We start from the raw sequence: 20,205 nt of genomic DNA on the forward strand, positions 1-20,205 counted from the left end.
GTCAGAGGTGGAAGTGTGGTAACATATGTAGCTTACTGATACTAATAGGTCGAGGACTTGACCAAAATAAACCTAAAGGTTTATATCGTCAACTAAATCTTTAATTATATAATTATAAAGAAGATTTCAGTTGCTAAAAAATATAATGGAAATATTAAATGTTAGCAGTTTTGAAAGTACTAACAAAAGTTAATACTTAAAACACTTTGAGCAACGGATTTTTCTGAAGCGAAAGCAAAGAAATATCGTTGGCGATATGAGTGTAATGAATTTTATGTGGTTATTATAGCAAAGAGGATACACCTGTTCCCATTCCGAACACAGAAGTTAAGCTCTTAAGCGGCGATGGTACTTGGGGGGCGACCCCCTGGGAGAGTAGCACGTAGCCACGTAATCTTTTTATTTAAGGAATATAAGTGAGACCGAGGATTTTAATGAATAATCATCGGTCTTATTTTTATAGATAGATTTGTAAAGTATACAAAAGGAGAATTCATGGAAAATTATATTTTGAATAAATTAGAAGAGTTAAAAGATGATAATTTAACATCTTTTCATGTGCCAGGTCATAAAACAGGTAAAATTTTTCAAAAAATAGGATATAAAAATATTTTAGAAAAAATATACACTTTAGATACAACTGAGATAGATGGAACTGATAATTTACATAATGCAAAAGAAATTATAAAAGAATCTCAAGATAGAGCAGCAAGAGTTTTTAATAGTGATAAAACAATTTATTTAGTTAATGGAACTACTTGTGGTATAGAGGCATCTATTATGGCAGTTTGTAATCCAAAATCAAAGATAATTGTAAATAGGGATTGTCATCAATCAGTTATAAATGCATGTATATTAGGAGATATAGAGCCAGTATATATAAAATCTAAGGTGTGTAAGAAAACAAATATAATAATGGGTGTAGATGTGGAAAATACAAAGTCAGTAATAGATAACAATCTGGATGCAAAAGCCTTAGTTCTTACTTATCCTACTTATTATGGAAAAACCTTTGATTTAAAATCAGTATGTGATTATGCTCATAGCAAAAGTATAATTGTAATTGTTGATGAAGCGCATGGAGCCCATTTGCAATTAAGCGATAATCTACCTAAATCAGCAATAGAACAAGGAGCAGATATAATAATTCAGAGTACCCATAAGACTTTACCATCATTTACACAATCTTCTATGATGCATGTGAAAGGAAACAGAGTTGATAGAAACAAAATAGAGTCTATGTTAAGGTTTTTAGAATCCTCAAGTCCCTCATACGTACTTTTAACTTCTCTTGAGTTAGCATTAGATATATATGATAAGTATGGAATAAAGTTAATGGAGGATTTACTTAGTAATATAAATAATTTTAAAAGTAAATTTAGAAATAGTGAAAATATTATAATTGATAATAATATGGATAAAACAAAGATTTTTATATCTTTAAAAAAATTAGGTATTACAGGATATGAGTTGGATAGTATTTTAAGAGAAAAATATAAAATTCAAGTTGAATTATCCAACTATTACGGAGTTTTATTAATATGTACTATTGGTAATGATGAAGAAGATTTTATTAGATTGAAAAGAGCATTAGGTGATTTGATTTTAAATATAAATGATAAGAAACTATTGGAATATATAAATTATCCAGAACGTATTCCTGAAAAAGTTTTAAATCCAAGGCAAGCATTTTATAGTGACAAACAAAGTGTAAAGTTAGAAGATAGTATTGGAAAAATAAGCGGGGAGTATATAATACCATATCCACCAGGAATAAGTTTAATTTCACCAGGAGAAATAATAACGCAAGAAATTATTACTTATATTCAGGAAGGGGTTAAAAGTGGTATGATAGTAAGTGGAATTAAAGATGTTAACTTAGAATATATTGATGTTATTGACATAAATCAAAACTATTTTTAGCTATTGAAAGAACGGGAGGAAAACATGGGCAAAATTTTTTGTTTAATGGGAAAAAGTAGTTCAGGTAAAGATACTATATTTAAAGGAATAAATGATGATAAAGATTTAGATTTAAAACCAATTATATCTTATACAACAAGACCTAAGCGTATAAATGAAACTAATGGTGTAGAATATTTCTTTATTAATACAGATGAACTAAATAAATTTGAAAAAGAAAATAAAGTAATAGAAAAAAGAGTATATCATACAGTACATGGTGATTGGTTTTATGGAACTATAAATGATGGACAGATAGATTTGAATAAAAATAATTATTTATTAATAACAACATTAGAGGCTTATAAAAGTTTAAGAGATTACTTTGGCGAGGATAAGGTATATCCGTTCTATATTGACATAGAAGATGGAATTAGATTGGAAAGAGCATTAGAAAGAGAAAGAAAACAGGATAAGCCTAATTATGATGAGTTATGCAGAAGATTTTTAGCAGATAACAAAGATTTTAGTGCAGAAAACTTATCAAGCCTAGGTATTAATAAATTTTATATAAATGAAAACTTAGAAAATTGTATTAATGATATAAAAAAAGATATCTTAAATTTGATGCAATAATTAATAGAAAGGGATATAATAATATCTCTTTTTTTATTAGTAAAATTATAAATTAATTGTTTTTTATATAAATGACAAAAAGTGTCTAGAATAAATATAGAAATAAGTTGATTATTTGTTATAATATAAGATAATTACTACAAAAATAAAAAATTACTTTGTGGAGAAAATAGATATGTATTTTGAAAATATAAAAGGACAAGAGTTTGCTAAAAAATATATGAATAACTCTATAAAAAAGGGCAAAATAAATCATGCATATATGTTTGAAGGTATAGAAGGAATAGGAAAAGAAACTTTTGCTAATGAATTAGCAGAGATACTTCTTGAAACTACTCATATTGAAAATGCACCAGACTGTATAAGAGTAAAACCTGATGGTAATAGTATAAAAATAGCTCAAATAAGAAATTTACAATCAGACATTGTTATTAAGCCACATAAGAAATACAAAATCTACATAATAGATAAAGCTGAAAAAATGACTGTAGAGGCTCAAAATGCATTGCTAAAAACATTAGAAGAACCACCTGAATATGCTATAATTATTCTTGTTACTAATAATAAAGAAAGTTTGTTACCAACTATAAGATCCAGATGTGAAGTAATAAAATTTACACCAATTCCTTTTGTTGAAGTAAAAAACTATTTAATTAGTCAAGGAGTAGAAGAAAACAGAGCAAATCTTTTATCAGCATTTTCTAGAGGTAGTATGAAAAAAGCTTTAGAATTATCTAGTTCTAATGATTTTTATGAAATGAAAGAAAGCGTTCAAAATTATATAGAAACAATATTAAGTAAGAATATGGTTGAAATTCTTGATATACCTAGCCAAATGGAAAAGTATAAGAGTGAAAGCATAACTGTGCTTGATATGATGATTAATTATTTTAGAGATATAATGATTTGCAAAGAACATGTAGATAAAAATATGATAATAAATGCTGATAAAATAGTATTTATACAAAATATGAGCTCTAAAATTACATATTCTCAGGTATCCAAAATTATTGATATAATAGAAGATACTAAAATAAAAATAAAAGGTAATTGTAACTTTAATGTAAGTATACAAGTGATGTCTTTAAATATATATGAGGTGATTAAATGATAAATATTGTAGGAGTAAGATTTAAAAATGCAGGGAAAATATACTACTTTGATCCAGTTGATTTTGCAATAGAAAAAGATATGGATGTTGTAGTTGAGACTGCAAGAGGATTAGAATACGGAACAGTTGTTGTTGGTAAGAAAGAAATAGATGAAGAAAGTTTAGTTTCACCATTAAAACCCATCATAAGAATTGCTACAGAAGAAGATACTAAGATATATAAAGAAAATAAAGAAAAAGCTAAAGAAACTTTTGAATTATGCTTACAAAAAATTAAAGAACATGAACTTACAATGTATTTAATAGATTGTGAATATACTTTTGATAGAAATAAACTAATTTTCTACTTCACGGCAGAAGGAAGAATAGATTTTAGAGAACTAGTTAAAGATTTGGCAGCAATATTTAAGACAAGAATAGAACTTAGACAAATTGGGGTTAGAGATGAAGCAAAATCAATAGGTGGACTTGGACCTTGTGGAAGAAGCCTTTGTTGTTCTTCATGGCTTGGAGATTTCCAACCAGTATCAATTAAAATGGCTAAAGATCAAAGTTTATCATTAAATCCAACTAAAATATCGGGAATATGCGGAAGACTTTTCTGTTGCTTAAAATACGAGCATGATGTTTATGTTGAAGCTATAGAGAAAGTTCCACCAGTTGGATCTATAGTAAAAGTAGATGGTAATAAAGGTAAAGTTATAGAAACAAATCCTTTACTAGAACAAGCTAAGGTAGAATTTAATGATAAAACTATAAGAATATGTATGAAAGAAGAAATAAAAGTACTTCAAGCACCTAAAAAGTGTGATGGTTGTGGAAAAGGAAAAGATTTAGATATTGATATGGCTACGTTAAAAGAGCTTAAAAAATTAGAGGACTAAAGTATAGGGGGATTATTTAATTCCCCTACTATTATTGTAAAGGAGAAATACATGGAAGTAAAAATAAAGGACACTGAAAGAATAGATGACTTGCAACTAAAAGGACTAAAAGTTATACAAGATAAAAATGGATTTTGTTTTGGTATAGATGCAGTTCTTTTAGCTAATTTTGCCAAAGTTAAAAAAAGGGCAAAAGTTGTAGATTTAGGAACAGGAACAGGAATAATACCAGTGCTTATAGCTGGAAAAAGTGAAGCCGAAAAAATTGTTGGTGTGGAAATACAAGAAGAAGTATGGGAAATGGCGGGTAGAACTGTTAAGTTAAATAACTTACAAGATAGAGTTGAAATAGTAAAAGGTGATATAAAAAATATAGACAAGCAATTAGAAGTTCATGGATATCATGTAGTAACCTCTAATCCACCATATATGCATATGAATGGAATACAAAATCCAAATGACAAAAAGGCCATATCTAGACATGAGGTACTTTGTGATTTAGAGGATGTAATAAGATCAGCTTCAAGACTTGTAATGCCTAGAGGAAAGTTCTTTATGATACACAGACCTATAAGACTTGTTGATATAGTAACTTTAGGTAGAAAATATAATCTAGAACCTAAAGTAATACAATTTGTTCATCCAAGAGCAAATAAAGCACCTAATTTAGTTTTAGTTGAGTTTACAAAGGATGGTAGACCAGAACTAAAGATTTTAGATCCTTTATATGTTTACGATGAAAATGGAAATTATACAAAAGAAATAGAAGAAATATATGCAAATGAAAATATAGGAGAATAATAATGAGTGGAAAATTATATATATGTCCAACACCTATAGGAAATCTTGAAGATATAACATATAGAACTTTAAGAGTTTTAAATGAAGTTGATTTAATAGCAGCAGAAGACACAAGACATAGTGTAAAGCTATTGAATCATTTTGAAATATCAAAACCGCTTACAAGTTATTTTGAGCACAATAAAGACTCAAAAGGAATATATTTAATAAATAAATTACTTGAAGGCGAAAATATAGCATTGATAAGTGATGCAGGAATGCCAGGAATTTCTGACCCAGGAGAGGATTTAATTAAGTTAGCAATAGAGCATAATATAGAAATAGACGTATTACCAGGAGCGACAGCATTTGTTGTTGCATTAGTTGGATCTGGAATGAATACTCATAAATTTGCTTTTGAAGGTTTCTTAGATAGAGACAAGAAGATAAGAAGAAGTAGATTGGAAGAAGTAAAAGAAGAAGAAAGAACTATGATTTTTTATGAATCGCCTCATAGATTGAAAGATACCTTAAAAGATATGCTCAAAATTTTAGGAAATAGAGAAATATCAGTAAACAGAGAGCTTACTAAAAAATATCAAGAAGTAATAAGACAAGATATTGAAACAGTTATAAATATATTTAGCGAAAAAGATGTTAAAGGTGAATTTGTTTTAATTGTTGATGGATTTAAGGGCGAAAAAACTTCAGCTAATGATTATAGCAACTTTAGTGATAGAGAATATGTAGAGTCTCTTTTAGAAGATGGCATGAGCAAAAAGGATGCTATAAAAGTAGTTTGTAAAGAAAGAAAACTAAAAAAGGATATTGTTTACAAGCAAGTACTAGACTTATAAGGAAGAGACGGGGTGATTTTATGGATAACAGACTTAAGATAATTAATGGGATAAAAAGTAATAATGCCTGCGAAAAAATATGGGAGTTAGATGAAAGTGGAGTTTTAGAAGATATAATACCAGAAGTTAGTAGTATGAAAGAAGTGGGACAGTGTAAATATCACAAGGTTGATTGTTTTAGTCACACTATTTATGCGTTGAAAGAATTTGAAAAACTTATAGAAGAAAACAAATTTCCAACTCATTTAAATGAAGGTATATGGAAATATCTGAATACAATAATAGAGGATGATCTAAAGACTTTAGACTTATTAAAGTTAGGTGTTTTTCTACATGATATAGGAAAATCAAAAGCAAAAACTATAGATGAAAATGGAAGAACACATTTTAAAGGACATGAAAAATTTAGTGGAGAAATTGCCCTAAAAGTAGGAAAAACCCTTAATTTATCACAAAAATCCATAGAATTACTTTATAACTATACTAGATACCATATGTATCTTCTTACTATTTATAAAAAAAGTGATGCGTCTCATGAAGTGCTAAAGGAAATGTTTAACAAATTACAAGATGATGTTATAGGAATAATGTTGTTAGGATTTGCAGATATTACTGCAACTAAAAGATTATTAGATACAAAAGAGGATGAAGAGATTTTAAAATCATATACTTATTATGTTTTGACTGTTTATTTATATAAATACAAGAAAAATGTATCCTTTTAAACATTAAAAGGATACATTTTTTATTACAAGATTGCTTTTGATTGTATTGGAGTCGATAGTATTACGGATGTTTTTGTTGAGCCGATTGTCTTAATACCATCAATAACATTTTCTAGTTCATACATATCTTTTACAATAACTTTTAGAAGAGAACAGTCGTTTCCAGTAACATGGTGACATTCGACTATTCTAGGATCATCTTTCGCAGCTTCTAAAAATGCCACATATTTATCGCTAGGTAGAGATATGTGTATAAATGCTTTTATTACTCTTCCTAAAGCATCTGGATTAACTATAGCTTTATATCCCTCTATAACACCAGATTCTTCTAATCTCTTTACTCTTTCTGAAACAGCAGGAGAAGTTAATCCTACTATTTTACCTAAATCCTTCATAGAAATTCTACCGTCTTTTTGTAAGATTTCTATGATTCTGTAATCTGTTACATCCATTGAGAGGCCCCCTTTTATTGTTATAATGTATATTATAAGTGTTTTTTTGAATCTAGCAAGTCAGATTTTAGTGTCCAAAGGTTGTCCGATAAATCAACTTTATATTCTTTAGGGTTAGAGAATCTTTTATAAGCATCCCAAAGAGTATTAAGTTGGTTATTAACATATCTCTTTATTTCATTAACGCTTTTAGAAACGTATTTGCACTCACCATTTTTAAATAACGGTTTTTGAAGTTCTTTTATTGTGTATTTATGGAAAGTTTTATGTTTCCAAGTATATGTAGGGTCAAAAATCGTTAATGGTTTGTTTGTATCGATTTTTTCATCATGAAGCATGATTAAATCAGCTTCAGCCTTATTGTCTTCATTATATATCCTTACTACTTTTTTAAATCCTGGATTATTTATTTTTTCTGGCTCTTCAGAAACTTTAATTTTAGGAATTAGTGTGTCACCATCATAAGAACCAGCTAGTTTATAAACTCCTCCTAAAGATGGAGATTCAGCCGATGTAATTAATTTTGTACCAACGCCCCAAGAGTTTATTGCTGCACCACTTGATTTTAAGCTGGCAATAGTATACTCATCTAAATCATTGGAAGCAGTATATGATAAATCAGTATAACCCGCTTCTTCAAATAATTTTTTTGCTTCAACAGATAAGTATTGTAAATCTCCGGAATCTATTCTAATTCCCATTGGTTTATGACCTTTAGCTTTTAGTTCATCAAACACTTTTATAGCATTTGGAACACCACTTTTCAGGACATCATATGTATCAACTAATAATAAACATTTATCTGGGTAAACATCTGCGTAAGCACGGAAAGATTCTAATTCATTGTCAAATTTTTGAACCCAACTATGAGCTTGAGTACCAATAACAGGTATGTCAAACATTTTCCCAGCTAATACATTAGCAGTTCCAGTACATCCGCCTATTACGGCAGCTCTTGCTCCATAAGTACCTGCATCTGGTCCCTGAGCACGTCTAAGACCGAACTCAAAAACAGGATCCCCAGCAGCAGAATAACAAACTCTAGAAGCTTTAGTAGCAATTAGTGATTGGAAATTTACTATTGTAAGTAAAGCAGTTTCTATTAATTGAGCTTGATATAACGGTGCCTTAACTGTTATTACGGGTTCTTTTGGGAACATTATAGTCCCTTCTTCTACAGCATATATATCCCCAGTAAATTTAAAATCTTTTAAAAAGTCTAAGAATTTATCAGAAAATAAATCTAGGCTTTTTAAGTATTTTAAGTCATCATCTGAAAAATGAAGATTATTTATGTATTCTACTAATTGTTCTATACCGCAAATAATAGTATACCCACCATTACAAGCGTTTTTTCTGAAGAACATATCAAATACTACTATGTCTTCATGAATATTCTTCTCGTAGTATCCATTTAACATAGTTAATTGATACAAATCAGTAAGAAGTGTTAAATTTCTCATGGTATTTCTCCTTAAACATTTAAATAAATTAAAAAACCTTATACTTATACTAAAACATAATATACCTCAACTTTCAAGCATAAAGTATATGTAGAGTATTATAAAATAAGACATCATTTATTTTAAGTATACATCATAAAATGGTTTAAAGGAGGAGGATTTATATTAATAAATTATGGTTTTATATGATAGTCCTAGGTATAGTTGGGAGTATATGTTTTAACAATTTACCTCAAACAAATCAAGCAATACTAAATGAGGGAACAAGGGCTATTGAATTCGCCATAACATTGGCCAGTGTAATGGCACTTTGGATGGGTATAATGAATATTGCAAAAGACTCAGGATTAATAGATAAAATAGCGGATAAATTGAGCCCTTTAATGAAAAAGTTATTTCCTACTGTTCCTAAAAATCACAAAGCCATGTCTTATATGATTATGAACATGGTGTTAAATATGCTGGGGGCAGGAAATGGAGCAACAGCATTTGGATTAAAAGCCATGAGTGAACTACAAACATTAAATCCAAATAAGAAAAAGGCCTCTCATGATATGATAATGTTTCTAGTTATTAATATTTCATCCATACAGTTAATTCCTTTTACTATGTTAAAAATAAGAATGGATGCAGGCAGTACAAATCCTAATTCTATAATTTTAACCACTTTATTTGCTACAATTATATCTACAATAGTAGGAGTTGTAGGTTGTAAATTATTACAAAGGAGGTATAAATAATGCTAGATTATTTTTCTAATGTAGCAATACCTGTAATAATTTTATTTATTGTTATCTATGGTAAGAAACAAAACATAGATATATATGAAAGTTTTATAAATGGAGCTATAGAGGGATTAAAAACTGCATGGAACATATTGCCATATATAATAGGAATATTTTTAGCTATAGGAATTTTTAAATCAGGAAGAGGAATAGAAGTTTTGGAGTACATATTTTCACCTGTAGCTCAACTGTTAAATATACCAAAGGAATTAATAGGCCTTATAATTGTAAAACCCTTGTCTGGAAGTGGAGCATTAGGGGTGTATGCGGAATTAATCCAAAGGGTAGGAATTGATTCCCTTACAGAACAAATGGGATCTACTATGGTTGGAGCGTCAGAAACAATTTTTTATACAATGGCAATTTATTATGGAAGTTTAAAAATAAAAGATACAGGATATACTTTATTTTGTGCATTGTTATGTCATATAGCAGGTGTGCTAGCTTCTGTGTATATTTGTTATTTAATATTATAATAAAATTTCAACAATAGAGTTGAGTAAAGCGCTAGCCAAGGCAACTCATTGGCAATATGATAAAAGGGAATTTTTACTTACATAGAGGATAATTGTTGACAATAAAATATAAATTTACTAAAATTAAAAACATAGTATTAAAAATTCGCAGGGATCAAATCTCAAATGATATATCCTTGTTATAGCTTCGTATAAAACCGTTGCTCAAAAGAATTGATTAATATTTGTATCAAAACTTTGATTTTGAGAATAATATTTAATACATATTTAAAAACATATATAATAAAAGCTGAGAAGAGAAGAGTAAGTAAGGATTTTTTCTACAGAGAGCTAGGGTAGGTGAAAGCTAGCGCTAAAAGAATTACTGAATATGGCCTTGGAGCTTTTTATCCGAAATGATTTAGGATAAAACATTTAGACATGTTACAGTCTACTAAGATATCTATTGTGAAAATAGTGTTTTTAAGCAACGTGAATTTTTCATGATAAATAAATTAGGGTGGTACCGCGAATAATCTCGCCCCTATGGACTCCATAGTGGCGAGTTTTTTATTTATAAAAATAATGTACAAGAGGAGGAAACAAAAATGACTAAATCAACATTTTATATAACTACGCCTATATACTATCCAAGTGGTAGATTACACATAGGTCATACTTATACTACTGTAGCAACTGATGCTATGGCTAGATTTAAAAGATTCTGTGGTTATGATGTAAAATTCTTGACAGGAACAGATGAGCACGGTGAAAAAATCCAAAAGAAAGCTATAGAACAAGGTATAAGTGAAATAGAATACTTAGATGGAATGATAGCTGGAATAAAAGACCTATGGAAGACTATGGACATATCTTATGATGATTTTATAAGAACTACAGAAGACAGACATAAGGTGATAATACAAAAAATATTCACTAAATTATATGAGCAAGGTGATATATATAAAGGTGAATATGAAGGAAGATACTGTACTCCATGTGAAAGTTTCTGGACGGAATCTCAATTATTAGAAGGAGATAAATGCCCAGACTGTGGTAGAGAAACTTATTTAGCTAAAGAAGAAGCTTACTTCTTTAAATTATCTAAATATGAAGATAGATTAAGAGAATTATTCCAAAATCCTAACTTCTGTTTCCCAGAATCAAGAAAAAATGAAATGGTTGCTAACTTCTTAGACAAAGGTCTAGAAGATTTATGTGTAACTAGAACTACATTTGACTGGGGTATAAAAGTTCCTTTTGATGAGAAACACGTAATATATGTTTGGGTAGATGCTTTATGTAACTACATCACAGCATTAGGATACTTATCAGAAGATTATTCTGAAATGAAAAAATACTGGCCAGCAAATATTCAAGTTGTTGGTAAAGAGATCATGAGATTCCATACAATAATATGGCCAGCATTATTAATGGCACTAGATTTACCAGTACCACAGCAAGTATATGGCCATGGATGGATATTATTCGGAAATGATAAAATGAGTAAGTCAAAAGGAAATATAGTATATCCAGAGCCAATGATTGAAAGATATGGAATAGATACACTTAAATATTTCTTGCTTAGAGAATTTGCTTTCGGACAAGATGGAAGTTACACTCATAGAAACTTTGTAACAAGAATAAATACAGATCTTGCTAATGATTTAGGAAACCTAGTGAGTAGAACTGTATCAATGGTAGAAAAATACAACGATGGTATAATACCAGAGGCAATAGAATCTACTGAATTTGACGCAAGCCTAAAAGAACAAGCTAAATTATCAAGAGAAATATTTGAAACTCAAATGAACAAAATGCAATTCCATGAAGCATTAGAAGGTGCATGGAAATTAGTAAGAAGAACTAACAAATACATTGACGAAACTATGCCATGGGCTTTAGCAAAAGACGAAGCTAACAAAGGTAAATTAGATGCAGTATTATACAACTTATGTGAATCTATAAGAATAATAGCTGCATTAATAAACCCTATAATGGAAACAACTGCTAACAAAATATATGACCAAATAGGAATAGCAGGACAAGAAGAATTAACAAATTGGGAAAGTACTAATACATTTGGTTTAATTAAACCAGGAACAAAAGTACACAAAGGTCAAGCTTTATTCCCAAGACTAGACATCGAGAAAGAGGTAGCAGAATTGGAAGAATTATTTGCAGAAAAAACAGAAACAGTAGAAGAAGTAGCTCCATTAGAGCACAAAGAATTCATAGGAATAGAAGAATTAGACAAAGTAGAATTAAGAGTTGGTAAAATATTATCTTGTGAAAAACATCCTAAAGCTGACAGACTTTTAGTTTCTCAAGTTAAATTAGGACCAGAAACTAGACAAATAGTATCAGGAATAGCTAAATGGTATAAGCCAGAAGAAATGGTTGGAAAAGAAGTTATAGTAGTTTGTAACTTAAAACCAGTTAAATTAAGAGGTGTTGAATCTCAAGGTATGATATTAGCTGCAGGAAATGACGGAGACGACTTAATAGTTCCAGTTGCAACTGGAGCAAATGATGGTAGTGAAGTTAGATAAGGAGATGTAACTATGTTATTTGACTCACATGCTCACTTAAATGATGAGAGATTTGATGAAGACAGAGAAGCGTTAATCTCTTCTCTTCAAGAGAAAGGTGTAGATTTAGTTGTTAATCCAGGTGCGTGTATAGCAACATCTATTAGCAGTATAGAGCTTGCTAAAAAACACAATTTTATATATGCAGCAGTTGGAGTTCACCCTCACGATGTGGGCGAACTAGATGAAACAGCTATTGATACACTTAGAAAATTAGCAATAGAAAACGAAAAAGTAGTTGCAATAGGAGAAATAGGGTTAGATTATTACTATGACAATTCTCCAAGAGAAGTTCAAAAGGAATGGTTCATAAAACAAATTGAACTAGCTAATGAACTAAAGTTACCTATAATAATTCACGACAGAGATGCTCATGGAGATACTTTTGAAATAATTCAAAAGTACAAAAGTCCAGAGATTGGTTGTGTATTACATTGTTATAGTGGAAATGTGGAGTTAGCTAGAGAATATGTGAAGATGGGATGTTATATATCTTTATCTGGAACAGTTACCTTCAAAAACAATAAAAAAACTAAAGAAGTAGCAAGAGAAATACCTTTAGATAGATTGTTTATAGAAACTGATTCACCATATATGGCACCAACACCACATAGAGGAAAAAGAAATGATCCTTCATTAGTACAATTTGTAGCTGATACAATAGCTATTGAAAAAGGTGTTTCTTACGAAACAGTTTGTGAAGCAACTAAAGAAAATGCGAAAAGATTCTTTAATATAAAATAATAAAAAGACTTATATCTAATTAAATGGATATAAGTCTTTTTTATATATAAATATATTTTTTGGATATACATAATTGTATTAACTGTATAATATATAGTTATACAGTTAATACAATTTATATAAAGGGGAGTATTTATGTTTGGTTTATCAGAACGTTCATTTAAACTAATTAATATTATTTTAGTAATGTTTGTTCCAATTATTTTAATATTTATATTTGATGGGGTGTTTATAGCTATAAAAAATATAAAGAATAAATCTATAAAACACAGATAAAAGGAGGGATTATGAAAGTAATTATTTTAAATAATTCAGACTTGCCAATATACTTGCAAATCGTAAATCAAATAAAAGAGCAAATATTAAGTGGCAAAATAGAAGAAAATCAGATGCTACCTTCTATGAGATCCTTGGCAAAAGACTTAGGTATTAGTTTTATAACTACTAAAAGATCTTATGAAGAATTAGAAAAACAGGGTTTAATTAATACAGTACCAGGTAAAGGTTGTTTCGTGTCTCACTTTAATAAGGAACTAGTATATGAAGCTAGAATGAGAGAAATAGAAGAAAAATTAGAAGAAGCTATAAATTTATCTAATAGCTTAGGATTGTCAAAAGAAGAGTTAATTTCTACATTAGAAAATATTTATGAGGGGGAATAAAATGCTAAGATTAGAAAACATAAGTAAAAAATTTGATGATTTTGAGTTGAAAGATATATCCTTTCATTTAAAAGAAGGGTTTATAATGGGGCTTATAGGTCCAAATGGATCAGGGAAAACAACCTTGATTAAATTAATAGTGAATTTACTACAAGCTGATGAGGGAAAAATTTATTTTCAAGGAAAAGATATATTAGAAAATCCTAAAGCGTTTAAAGAAAATATAGGTTTTGTATATGATAATTTATATTTTTATGAAAATCTAAAAGTTAAAGATTTTAAAAATGTTGTGTCATCTTTTTATTCAAAGTTTGATAGTGACAAGTTTGATAGTTGCTTATCAAAATTTAAAATAGACAAAAATTCAAAAATAAAAAATCTATCAAAAGGCCAAAATATAAAGCTGATGTTGGCTAATGCTATTTCTCATAATGCAAAGTTACTTATATTAGATGAGCCAACATCAGGACTTGATCCTATTTTTAGAAAAGAGATGATAGAAATACTTCAAGAAGAGTTGGAAAATGGAGATAAGAGTGTTATTATTTCAACTCATATTACACAAGACTTAAACATGGCAGCAGATTACATAACTTTTATAAATAATGGAGAATTAATATTTAGCGAAGATAAAGAAATTATAAGTGAAAGTTATAAGGTAATTAGATGTGAAAAAGAAGATTTGTATAATTTACAGATAGATTTAATAAATAAAAAACACACTGACTATTATAGTGAAGGATTGTTTATAGATGAAGAAAATAATATTAACGGATTAAATATTCAAAAAGCAAGCTTAGAAGATATCATATATTACTATGGAAGGGAGCTGTAAAATGTTTAATTTACTGAAAAAAGATTTAATATGTTGTTTTAAAGTAGATACAAAAACAATTTTAAAACTTATAATAGGAATATTTTTAATATCAATTACCTTAATGCCTTCAATATTTACACCACTATCAACAGTAACATTAACTTTCTTTTTAAGCTATATCTTTATATTCAGAAGTTTTTATTTAGATGAACTTAATAAATGTGATTATTTTTTTAATAGCATGCCTATTGAAAAAGATGATATTGTTTATAGTAAATATTTATTTGCAACGGTAATTATAATTGGATCGCTACTGTTGTCATATATTTATTCCGAAATAGCAAATAATATATTAGAATTTAGAAACTTTAATATGGATGTAGTTCTAATTTCTTTAATTTTAGTGCTACTATTTATATCTATAACATTTCCGTTAGCATTTAAGTATGGATATCGAAGATCCTATATAATTTTAAATATGATTATAGCAGTTGTTGTAATGATGGGGATATTTGGGGCGAAAAATATGCAAACTCTTATGATGGGTGAATGGGAAAAAGCTCCTATTTTAATAGATAAAACATTAATAATAAAGTTGATTTTAGCGATGATTATGTATTTAGTATCTATGTATATTTCAAAGAGAATTTATAGCAAAAAAGAAATTGCACAGTAAGGGGGAATAGTAGATGGATAAAAAGTTTTTTAAGGCTAGTTTATTTATATGTTTACCAATTATTCTCCTACTTGGTATTTTTACATATAGTTTAAAAGATGCCAATGAGTATAATTGGGACACTGAAGATATGTATACAGTGAAGTATAAAGATTATAAATCAAATAGTGACAGTCACATTATAACTGTAACTTTTAAAAATAATACGAATAATATAGCATCATTAAGTGATTTGAAACTTTCCTTTGAATACATAGGTGAAAGTAACAATGTAGGAAATTTTTATTTTGAGGGAGAAGAAGAGGGACATTTTGATGATGATTATGTTTATGGCATCGATGGAGGAGAAGAAAGAGATATTATTTTTAAAATTCCTAAATCAATTAAGATTGATGAAAGTAAGTACAATACAAAATCTATAGATGTTAATTGTATGGCTCAGTTTTATAAATTTAGGAGAGGTAAAAATAGCTTGTTGTTTTTAGTATGTTCTTCAGGAGGAGAAACTAGGATTAAAAAAACAGATGTATAGAAATATATATAAAACATATTATCTAAAAATGATTGAAAAATGATTATCAATATTGATATAATAAATATGTAGTGATAACAATTATCAATTAAGAGGGGGATAATATGAAATTTAACTGTAATAAAAATTGTTGTGAAAATAAATCAAATTCAATATATATAAAAAGAATACTAGAAATGATAGGTGCTGTAATTTTGGGATCAAAACCATCAGAAATTATAAATGTACCAGGTAATAATGAAGAAAAGAAAGTAAAGCTTGACCAAATAGAATCTTTTTTTAGTCATTGTTCTAGAGTTACGTACAGAATAATTACTACACATGATGGAGGAAAAAGAGTTTTATTTATTAACGAAGAATCTATGGAGAAAGTACTGTCAAATAAAAGGTGTATAAACTTCTTGAAGTTTGTTGGGTATTCATCTGAATATAGATTGAATGATTATATGGATGAGTTAGTGTATAGACTTCAATCTGAAGAATTTCCTCATGAAATCGGAGTATTTTTAGGATATCCTCTTAAAGATGTATTAGGGTTTATGGGATATGGCAAAAACAAATTAGTAGAAATACGCAACTGGAGAATTTATGGAGATCAAAAGACTTCTTATGAAGTTTATAATAATTTTATAAGAGATAAAGCCATCATGAAGGCGATGGTTCAAAGTATGAACATAACTGAGTTAAAAAGAGCTATATAGAATTTAAAATTAACAAATATTTGCATAAAAAAGACACTATTTTATTTATAAAATAGTGTCTTTTTTATATCTATTTTTAAGTGTCTATAAGTAGTGTAAAATAAAATAGAAAAATTTATAACTTTTTATTGTTTTCATGGGTCTAATATGTGAAGGCAGGCGTAGTATAGATGCATATAAATTAAAGGAAAAATCTAAATTTAAAGATAGACCAATAATGTTATGTTTAGTTATAAACAAAAATAAGGTAATAGGGGCCTACTTAGATTATGATGGGTATTATCCGAGTATTTCACCTATTAATTTTAAAGAATATATTAAGTAGTAAAGATTTATACAATCAAAATAAAAATAGTAGCTTATGTAAGCTACTATTTTTATTTATTAAAGACAAGATTTTATATAATCAACAGGAACATCCATTTTAATAGCCACATTTTCAGCAGACATTCCTTTATTTATAAATCGTCTAACTACCTTATTCATATTTTCTCCAACTTCAATAATGTGTTTATCAGGATCATAAAAACGAACAACTCGTTGACCCCAGGAATATTCAATAATAGGATGGACATAACATATTCCTGGAATTTGATTCAATTTTGAGATGAAATTATCAAAGTCATCTTCTTCGAAATATAACTCACTATTATTTGCACCAAAGAAAACTTCATTTTTGGGCTTATTTATAAAACTACACCAAGACTCCTTTGTTTGGAGGGCTATTCCCCCAGTTAAAGTTACATTTGCCCCAAAATCTAAAACAATATCTAAATCTAAAACAGTAGAATAAAATAGTTTAGACTTTTCCATGTCAGAAACTACTATTAATGGGTTTGCAAATTTCATATTAATCACCCCTTTATTAAAATTATATATTAATTAAATTCTAGCTAAAAACTGTAAGGGTTGTAAATAATAAAGTTTACATAGCAATAATGATGGCTTATACTAGTATTAATATTTTAATTTAATGAGGTGAATAGATGAAGTTAGATTTAGAAAATATGCTATACATATTAATCTATATGACATTTTTTCTATCAATTATAAGTTGTATAGCTTATTTTTGTAAAAAAAGAATATCTCATCAAATTGAATATATTTTAATAAAAAATATATCTCTAGATATGTTTAAGTACTCTGAGAAGCTAGAACCAAAAGAGTATTTTAGTTATCAAAAGTATGATATTTGGAGGTATTGTAGCTTATTTTAATTGAAATGAAACATTTTATAAAACCAAATTAAAAATCAAAGGAGATAATAAAATGAATTTCATTTCAGGTATGTTACAAGATTTATTAAATATATTATTCAGTTTTACAGGGGATTTAGGGATTGCCATAGTAGTTATAACTTTGATGGTAAAATTAGTTTTAATGCCTCTATCTCTAAAACAAAAATTTGCGATGAGAAAACAACAAGACTTGGCAGAAAAAATGAATGACATAAAAGAAAAATACAAAAATAATGCTAAGGAAATGGAAAAACATCTGCAGGAACATTCAATGGAAACTATGAAAAGTATGATGGGATGTTCAACAATTTTACTACAAATGCCAATAGTATGTGCACTTTACCAGACATTTTTGAATATGCCAAATACATCACCAAGTGTGTTAATACCATGGATTAGTAGTTTAAATGTTAGTGATAATTTATTTATAATACCTTGTATATATACTTTAACTATGTTGGGACCAAACTTAATAAGCATGTTACCTTATTTTAGAACAAGTTCACAAGTTATGTTTAATAAGCAAATGATTATATCCACAGTTATTATGGGAATTTTGTTAACAGCAAGAACTCCTGTAGCAATAGGGCTATATTTTATAACAAGTAGTTTGTATACTTTAGTGGAAGATATCTGTTTTAGAATATACTTAAAGAATAAAGGTAGTTTAATTTAATTGATAATAGAAACCTGCTTCAAGTTTTGGAGCAGGTTTTTTTAATCTATATAATAATTGAATATATTAAAAATTTAATGATTAAATAAGTATCATATATTAATATGTAAAATGTCTAAGAAGTGTCTTAGGCATTTTTGTTTGAAATATTGATAACATGGAAACTATAATTATAAAACCTTGTAAGGAGTATATGCTATGAAATGTGATGTTGTAATTATTGGAGCGGGTCCTGGAGGGGTAGCGGCTGCTCATAATTTAATAAACAATAATATATCTTGTATTTTAATAGATAAGCAAAAATTTCCGAGAAATAAACTTTGTGCAGGCGGAATAACTTATAAAACTTTTGAATTAATGAAAACTCTAAAGTTACACAATGAATTTAATACTGAAAATTCAGTACTAAGTGAAGGTGGTAGTTTATATTTAGAGTATAAGCATATAGCGGATATAAAAACTAAAGGGTTAACTTATCTAGTAGATAGATTCGAATTTGATGATTATTTAGTTAAAGAGTATAAGAAAAAGGATGGTACTTTTCTAGAAGGTACTGGCGTTAGGAAGATTAATACAAAAGAAAACATAATAACTTTATCTGATCACCGAGAAATTAAGTTTAAATATTTGATAGGTGCAGATGGAGCTGTAGGTATAACAAAAAAGTTAGTTGATGAAAAATTTAATGCAAATGGATTTTGTCTACAAGTAGAAATTGACAAAGATAAGTTTAATTATGAAGGAAACAATATGTCTTTGTATTATGGAATTATTCCACAAGGATATGCTTGGATATTCCCAAAGAAAAATAGCTTTACCATTGGTTTTGGTGGAAACTATGATAAAAAAATAGACTATCATAAAGAGTTTGAAAAATTTTTAGGTAACTTGGGTATAACTTGTGAAAGAAAAAAATTTAAAGGTGGCATGTTACCTTTTGGTAAATACATAAAGACTCCAATTAATAAGGAAAGAAATTTATTACTGGTTGGAGATGCAGCAGGTTTAGTGGACCCATTTACAGGTGAGGGAATATATTTTGCGATGTTATCGGGGATAAAAGCATCCAATACGATTATTAATGCTTTAAAAACAAATGATACAAATGAGATTGATAAATATATTGATGAAATTAATGAAATCACCAAAAGCATAAGTAAAGGTGCTAAGCTTAAGAAACTAGTTTATAAATTTAGGAAGCCTATTTTTAATGCTATGAAAAATGAGAAATTTGGAAGTTATATATTTAATGACTGTTTGTATGAATCAAATTATGATTTATTAGAAATTATACTTCATCATAGATAAATACTTAAAAAGGGAATGTATATAAGCATTTTTCTTGTGATACATTCCCTATATTTATATAAACATTATTAATAATCTAATTGGGGTTTGTCAATAAAAGTGTGTAAGTAGTTTTTATTTTATAAGTCAGGTAGATAAAATTAATCTACCTGATTTTTTAATACTGATATTTTTTAACTCTTTCTTTTAAATTCTCATCCATATCTAATT

The 20,205-nt window shown here is 28.2% G+C and carries 24 protein-coding genes, 1 rRNA gene and 1 other annotated feature; of the genes, 22 read left to right on the plus strand and 3 right to left on the minus strand.

Going from position 1 to position 20,205, the window contains the following annotated elements:
- Positions 1 to 275 precede the first annotated feature (275 nt).
- From rrf to K0040_RS17775, 8 genes are all read left to right on the plus strand, one after another.
- Positions 276 to 392: ribosomal RNA gene (gene rrf, locus K0040_RS17740) — 5S ribosomal RNA — on the plus strand.
- Between the two features lie 103 nt (positions 393 to 495).
- Positions 496 to 1,923, plus strand: a complete 1,428-nt coding sequence (locus K0040_RS17745) for an aminotransferase class I/II-fold pyridoxal phosphate-dependent enzyme (protein ID WP_228110063.1) — start codon at positions 496 to 498, stop codon at positions 1,921 to 1,923.
- A gap of 24 nt (positions 1,924 to 1,947) precedes the next feature.
- Entirely contained in the window at positions 1,948 to 2,538 is a 591-nt protein-coding gene (locus K0040_RS17750; protein WP_228110064.1) for a guanylate kinase, read from the plus strand.
- Positions 2,539 to 2,713: 175 nt separating this feature from the next.
- Positions 2,714 to 3,649, plus strand: a complete 936-nt coding sequence (locus K0040_RS17755) for a DNA polymerase III subunit (protein WP_228110065.1) — start codon at positions 2,714 to 2,716, stop codon at positions 3,647 to 3,649.
- Positions 3,646 to 4,533, plus strand: coding sequence for a PSP1 domain-containing protein (locus K0040_RS17760; RefSeq protein ID WP_228105608.1), 888 nt, complete (start codon positions 3,646 to 3,648; stop codon positions 4,531 to 4,533). Before K0040_RS17755 ends, K0040_RS17760 begins: the two co-directional genes overlap by 4 nt.
- Before the next feature lie 51 nt (positions 4,534 to 4,584).
- Positions 4,585 to 5,334 (plus strand): tRNA1(Val) (adenine(37)-N6)-methyltransferase, encoded by a 750-nt coding sequence (locus K0040_RS17765; RefSeq protein ID WP_228110066.1) that lies wholly within the window; start codon positions 4,585 to 4,587, stop codon positions 5,332 to 5,334.
- Positions 5,335 to 5,336: 2 nt separating this feature from the next.
- Positions 5,337 to 6,170, plus strand: a complete 834-nt coding sequence (gene rsmI / locus K0040_RS17770) for a 16S rRNA (cytidine(1402)-2'-O)-methyltransferase (protein WP_228110067.1) — start codon at positions 5,337 to 5,339, stop codon at positions 6,168 to 6,170.
- A 20-nt stretch (positions 6,171 to 6,190) separates the two neighbouring features.
- On the plus strand, positions 6,191 to 6,895 hold the full coding sequence (locus tag K0040_RS17775; protein WP_228110068.1) for an HD domain-containing protein: 705 nt from the start codon (positions 6,191 to 6,193) through the stop codon (positions 6,893 to 6,895).
- A 23-nt stretch (positions 6,896 to 6,918) separates the two neighbouring features.
- On the opposite strand, the gene K0040_RS17780 is transcribed toward K0040_RS17775, so the two are convergent.
- Positions 6,919 to 7,347, minus strand: coding sequence for an Lrp/AsnC family transcriptional regulator (locus K0040_RS17780; RefSeq protein ID WP_228110069.1), 429 nt, complete (start codon positions 7,345 to 7,347; stop codon positions 6,919 to 6,921).
- Between the two features lie 32 nt (positions 7,348 to 7,379).
- A complete protein-coding gene (locus K0040_RS17785; protein ID WP_228110070.1) occupies positions 7,380 to 8,810 on the minus strand; it encodes a nicotinate phosphoribosyltransferase in 1,431 nt (476 codons plus the stop codon).
- A 185-nt stretch (positions 8,811 to 8,995) separates the two neighbouring features.
- Between K0040_RS17785 and K0040_RS17790 the strand changes: the two genes are divergently transcribed.
- The 11 genes from K0040_RS17790 to K0040_RS17840 all read left to right on the plus strand — a co-directional run bounded on the left by K0040_RS17790 (position 8,996) and on the right by K0040_RS17840 (position 17,098).
- A complete protein-coding gene (locus tag K0040_RS17790) occupies positions 8,996 to 9,550 on the plus strand; it encodes a nucleoside recognition domain-containing protein (protein ID WP_228110071.1) in 555 nt (184 codons plus the stop codon).
- Positions 9,550 to 10,071 (plus strand): spore maturation protein, encoded by a 522-nt coding sequence (locus K0040_RS17795; RefSeq protein WP_074919733.1) that lies wholly within the window; start codon positions 9,550 to 9,552, stop codon positions 10,069 to 10,071. The genes K0040_RS17790 and K0040_RS17795 overlap by 1 nt, the downstream gene beginning before the upstream one ends.
- Positions 10,072 to 10,353: 282 nt before the next feature.
- Positions 10,354 to 10,599 (plus strand) — a binding site (T-box leader).
- A 59-nt stretch (positions 10,600 to 10,658) separates the two neighbouring features.
- Positions 10,659 to 12,602, plus strand: coding sequence for a methionine--tRNA ligase (gene metG / locus K0040_RS17800; RefSeq protein WP_228110072.1), 1,944 nt, complete (start codon positions 10,659 to 10,661; stop codon positions 12,600 to 12,602).
- 12 nt (positions 12,603 to 12,614) lie between these two features.
- Positions 12,615 to 13,385 carry a TatD family hydrolase gene (locus K0040_RS17805; protein ID WP_228110073.1) on the plus strand — a complete coding sequence of 257 codons (771 nt, stop codon included), beginning with the start codon at positions 12,615 to 12,617 and terminating at the stop codon, positions 13,383 to 13,385.
- Between the two features lie 135 nt (positions 13,386 to 13,520).
- Positions 13,521 to 13,661: a hypothetical protein gene (locus K0040_RS17810; RefSeq protein WP_228110074.1), complete on the plus strand. Its 141-nt coding sequence runs from the start codon at positions 13,521 to 13,523 to the stop codon at positions 13,659 to 13,661.
- A gap of 11 nt (positions 13,662 to 13,672) precedes the next feature.
- The gene (locus K0040_RS17815) at positions 13,673 to 14,047 is read left to right on the plus strand and encodes a GntR family transcriptional regulator (RefSeq protein WP_228110075.1); all 375 of its coding nucleotides are present in this window, start codon (positions 13,673 to 13,675) and stop codon (positions 14,045 to 14,047) included.
- 1 nt (position 14,048) lies between these two features.
- Positions 14,049 to 14,882 (plus strand): ABC transporter ATP-binding protein, encoded by an 834-nt coding sequence (locus K0040_RS17820; protein ID WP_228110076.1) that lies wholly within the window; start codon positions 14,049 to 14,051, stop codon positions 14,880 to 14,882.
- 1 nt (position 14,883) lies between these two features.
- Positions 14,884 to 15,540, plus strand: coding sequence for an ABC-2 transporter permease (locus tag K0040_RS17825; protein WP_228110077.1), 657 nt, complete (start codon positions 14,884 to 14,886; stop codon positions 15,538 to 15,540).
- Between the two features lie 13 nt (positions 15,541 to 15,553).
- Positions 15,554 to 16,072, plus strand: coding sequence for a hypothetical protein (locus tag K0040_RS17830; RefSeq protein WP_228110078.1), 519 nt, complete (start codon positions 15,554 to 15,556; stop codon positions 16,070 to 16,072).
- Positions 16,073 to 16,176: 104 nt separating this feature from the next.
- Positions 16,177 to 16,773, plus strand: a complete 597-nt coding sequence (locus K0040_RS17835) for a DUF3793 family protein (RefSeq protein ID WP_228110079.1) — start codon at positions 16,177 to 16,179, stop codon at positions 16,771 to 16,773.
- A gap of 136 nt (positions 16,774 to 16,909) precedes the next feature.
- The gene (locus tag K0040_RS17840) at positions 16,910 to 17,098 is read left to right on the plus strand and encodes a hypothetical protein (RefSeq protein WP_074919725.1); all 189 of its coding nucleotides are present in this window, start codon (positions 16,910 to 16,912) and stop codon (positions 17,096 to 17,098) included.
- Between the two features lie 59 nt (positions 17,099 to 17,157).
- Here K0040_RS17840 and K0040_RS17845 read toward each other — a convergent pair whose 3' ends face one another.
- On the minus strand, positions 17,158 to 17,622 hold the full coding sequence (locus K0040_RS17845; protein WP_228110080.1) for a VOC family protein: 465 nt from the start codon (positions 17,620 to 17,622) through the stop codon (positions 17,158 to 17,160).
- Between the two features lie 137 nt (positions 17,623 to 17,759).
- Here K0040_RS17845 and K0040_RS17850 point away from each other — a divergent pair, with 137 nt between their 5' ends.
- The 3 genes from K0040_RS17850 (at position 17,760) to K0040_RS17860 (ending at position 19,995) form a co-directional block, all read left to right on the plus strand.
- Positions 17,760 to 17,990 (plus strand): hypothetical protein, encoded by a 231-nt coding sequence (locus tag K0040_RS17850; protein ID WP_074919723.1) that lies wholly within the window; start codon positions 17,760 to 17,762, stop codon positions 17,988 to 17,990.
- A 52-nt stretch (positions 17,991 to 18,042) separates the two neighbouring features.
- Positions 18,043 to 18,687, plus strand: coding sequence for a YidC/Oxa1 family membrane protein insertase (locus tag K0040_RS17855; RefSeq protein WP_074919722.1), 645 nt, complete (start codon positions 18,043 to 18,045; stop codon positions 18,685 to 18,687).
- A gap of 198 nt (positions 18,688 to 18,885) precedes the next feature.
- Positions 18,886 to 19,995 carry an NAD(P)/FAD-dependent oxidoreductase gene (locus K0040_RS17860; protein ID WP_228110081.1) on the plus strand — a complete coding sequence of 370 codons (1,110 nt, stop codon included), beginning with the start codon at positions 18,886 to 18,888 and terminating at the stop codon, positions 19,993 to 19,995.
- Positions 19,996 to 20,205 lie beyond the last annotated feature (210 nt).

Origin of the sequence: Terrisporobacter petrolearius (assembly GCF_020748185.1) — a bacterium.
Taxonomy (GTDB): domain Bacteria; phylum Bacillota; class Clostridia; order Peptostreptococcales; family Peptostreptococcaceae; genus Terrisporobacter; species Terrisporobacter petrolearius.

Coding starts and splice junctions, on each gene's coding strand:
- K0040_RS17765 (WP_228110066.1), top strand. CDS start 4,585: ATGGAAGTAAAAATAAAGGACACTGAAAGAATAGATGACTTGCAACTA.
- K0040_RS17795 (WP_074919733.1), top strand. CDS start 9,550: ATGCTAGATTATTTTTCTAATGTAGCAATACCTGTAATAATTTTATTT.
- metG (WP_228110072.1), top strand. CDS start 10,659: ATGACTAAATCAACATTTTATATAACTACGCCTATATACTATCCAAGT.
- K0040_RS17820 (WP_228110076.1), top strand. CDS start 14,049: ATGCTAAGATTAGAAAACATAAGTAAAAAATTTGATGATTTTGAGTTG.
- K0040_RS17815 (WP_228110075.1), top strand. CDS start 13,673: ATGAAAGTAATTATTTTAAATAATTCAGACTTGCCAATATACTTGCAA.
- K0040_RS17760 (WP_228105608.1), top strand. CDS start 3,646: ATGATAAATATTGTAGGAGTAAGATTTAAAAATGCAGGGAAAATATAC.
- K0040_RS17850 (WP_074919723.1), top strand. CDS start 17,760: ATGAAGTTAGATTTAGAAAATATGCTATACATATTAATCTATATGACA.
- rsmI (WP_228110067.1), top strand. CDS start 5,337: ATGAGTGGAAAATTATATATATGTCCAACACCTATAGGAAATCTTGAA.
- K0040_RS17805 (WP_228110073.1), top strand. CDS start 12,615: ATGTTATTTGACTCACATGCTCACTTAAATGATGAGAGATTTGATGAA.
- K0040_RS17825 (WP_228110077.1), top strand. CDS start 14,884: ATGTTTAATTTACTGAAAAAAGATTTAATATGTTGTTTTAAAGTAGAT.
- K0040_RS17835 (WP_228110079.1), top strand. CDS start 16,177: ATGAAATTTAACTGTAATAAAAATTGTTGTGAAAATAAATCAAATTCA.
- K0040_RS17855 (WP_074919722.1), top strand. CDS start 18,043: ATGAATTTCATTTCAGGTATGTTACAAGATTTATTAAATATATTATTC.
- K0040_RS17750 (WP_228110064.1), top strand. CDS start 1,948: ATGGGCAAAATTTTTTGTTTAATGGGAAAAAGTAGTTCAGGTAAAGAT.
- K0040_RS17790 (WP_228110071.1), top strand. CDS start 8,996: ATGATAGTCCTAGGTATAGTTGGGAGTATATGTTTTAACAATTTACCT.
- K0040_RS17780 (WP_228110069.1), bottom strand. CDS start 7,347: ATGGATGTAACAGATTACAGAATCATAGAAATCTTACAAAAAGACGGT.
- K0040_RS17745 (WP_228110063.1), top strand. CDS start 496: ATGGAAAATTATATTTTGAATAAATTAGAAGAGTTAAAAGATGATAAT.
- K0040_RS17860 (WP_228110081.1), top strand. CDS start 18,886: ATGAAATGTGATGTTGTAATTATTGGAGCGGGTCCTGGAGGGGTAGCG.
- K0040_RS17840 (WP_074919725.1), top strand. CDS start 16,910: ATGGGTCTAATATGTGAAGGCAGGCGTAGTATAGATGCATATAAATTA.
- K0040_RS17845 (WP_228110080.1), bottom strand. CDS start 17,622: ATGAAATTTGCAAACCCATTAATAGTAGTTTCTGACATGGAAAAGTCT.
- K0040_RS17775 (WP_228110068.1), top strand. CDS start 6,191: ATGGATAACAGACTTAAGATAATTAATGGGATAAAAAGTAATAATGCC.
- K0040_RS17830 (WP_228110078.1), top strand. CDS start 15,554: ATGGATAAAAAGTTTTTTAAGGCTAGTTTATTTATATGTTTACCAATT.
- K0040_RS17755 (WP_228110065.1), top strand. CDS start 2,714: ATGTATTTTGAAAATATAAAAGGACAAGAGTTTGCTAAAAAATATATG.
- K0040_RS17785 (WP_228110070.1), bottom strand. CDS start 8,810: ATGAGAAATTTAACACTTCTTACTGATTTGTATCAATTAACTATGTTA.
- K0040_RS17810 (WP_228110074.1), top strand. CDS start 13,521: ATGTTTGGTTTATCAGAACGTTCATTTAAACTAATTAATATTATTTTA.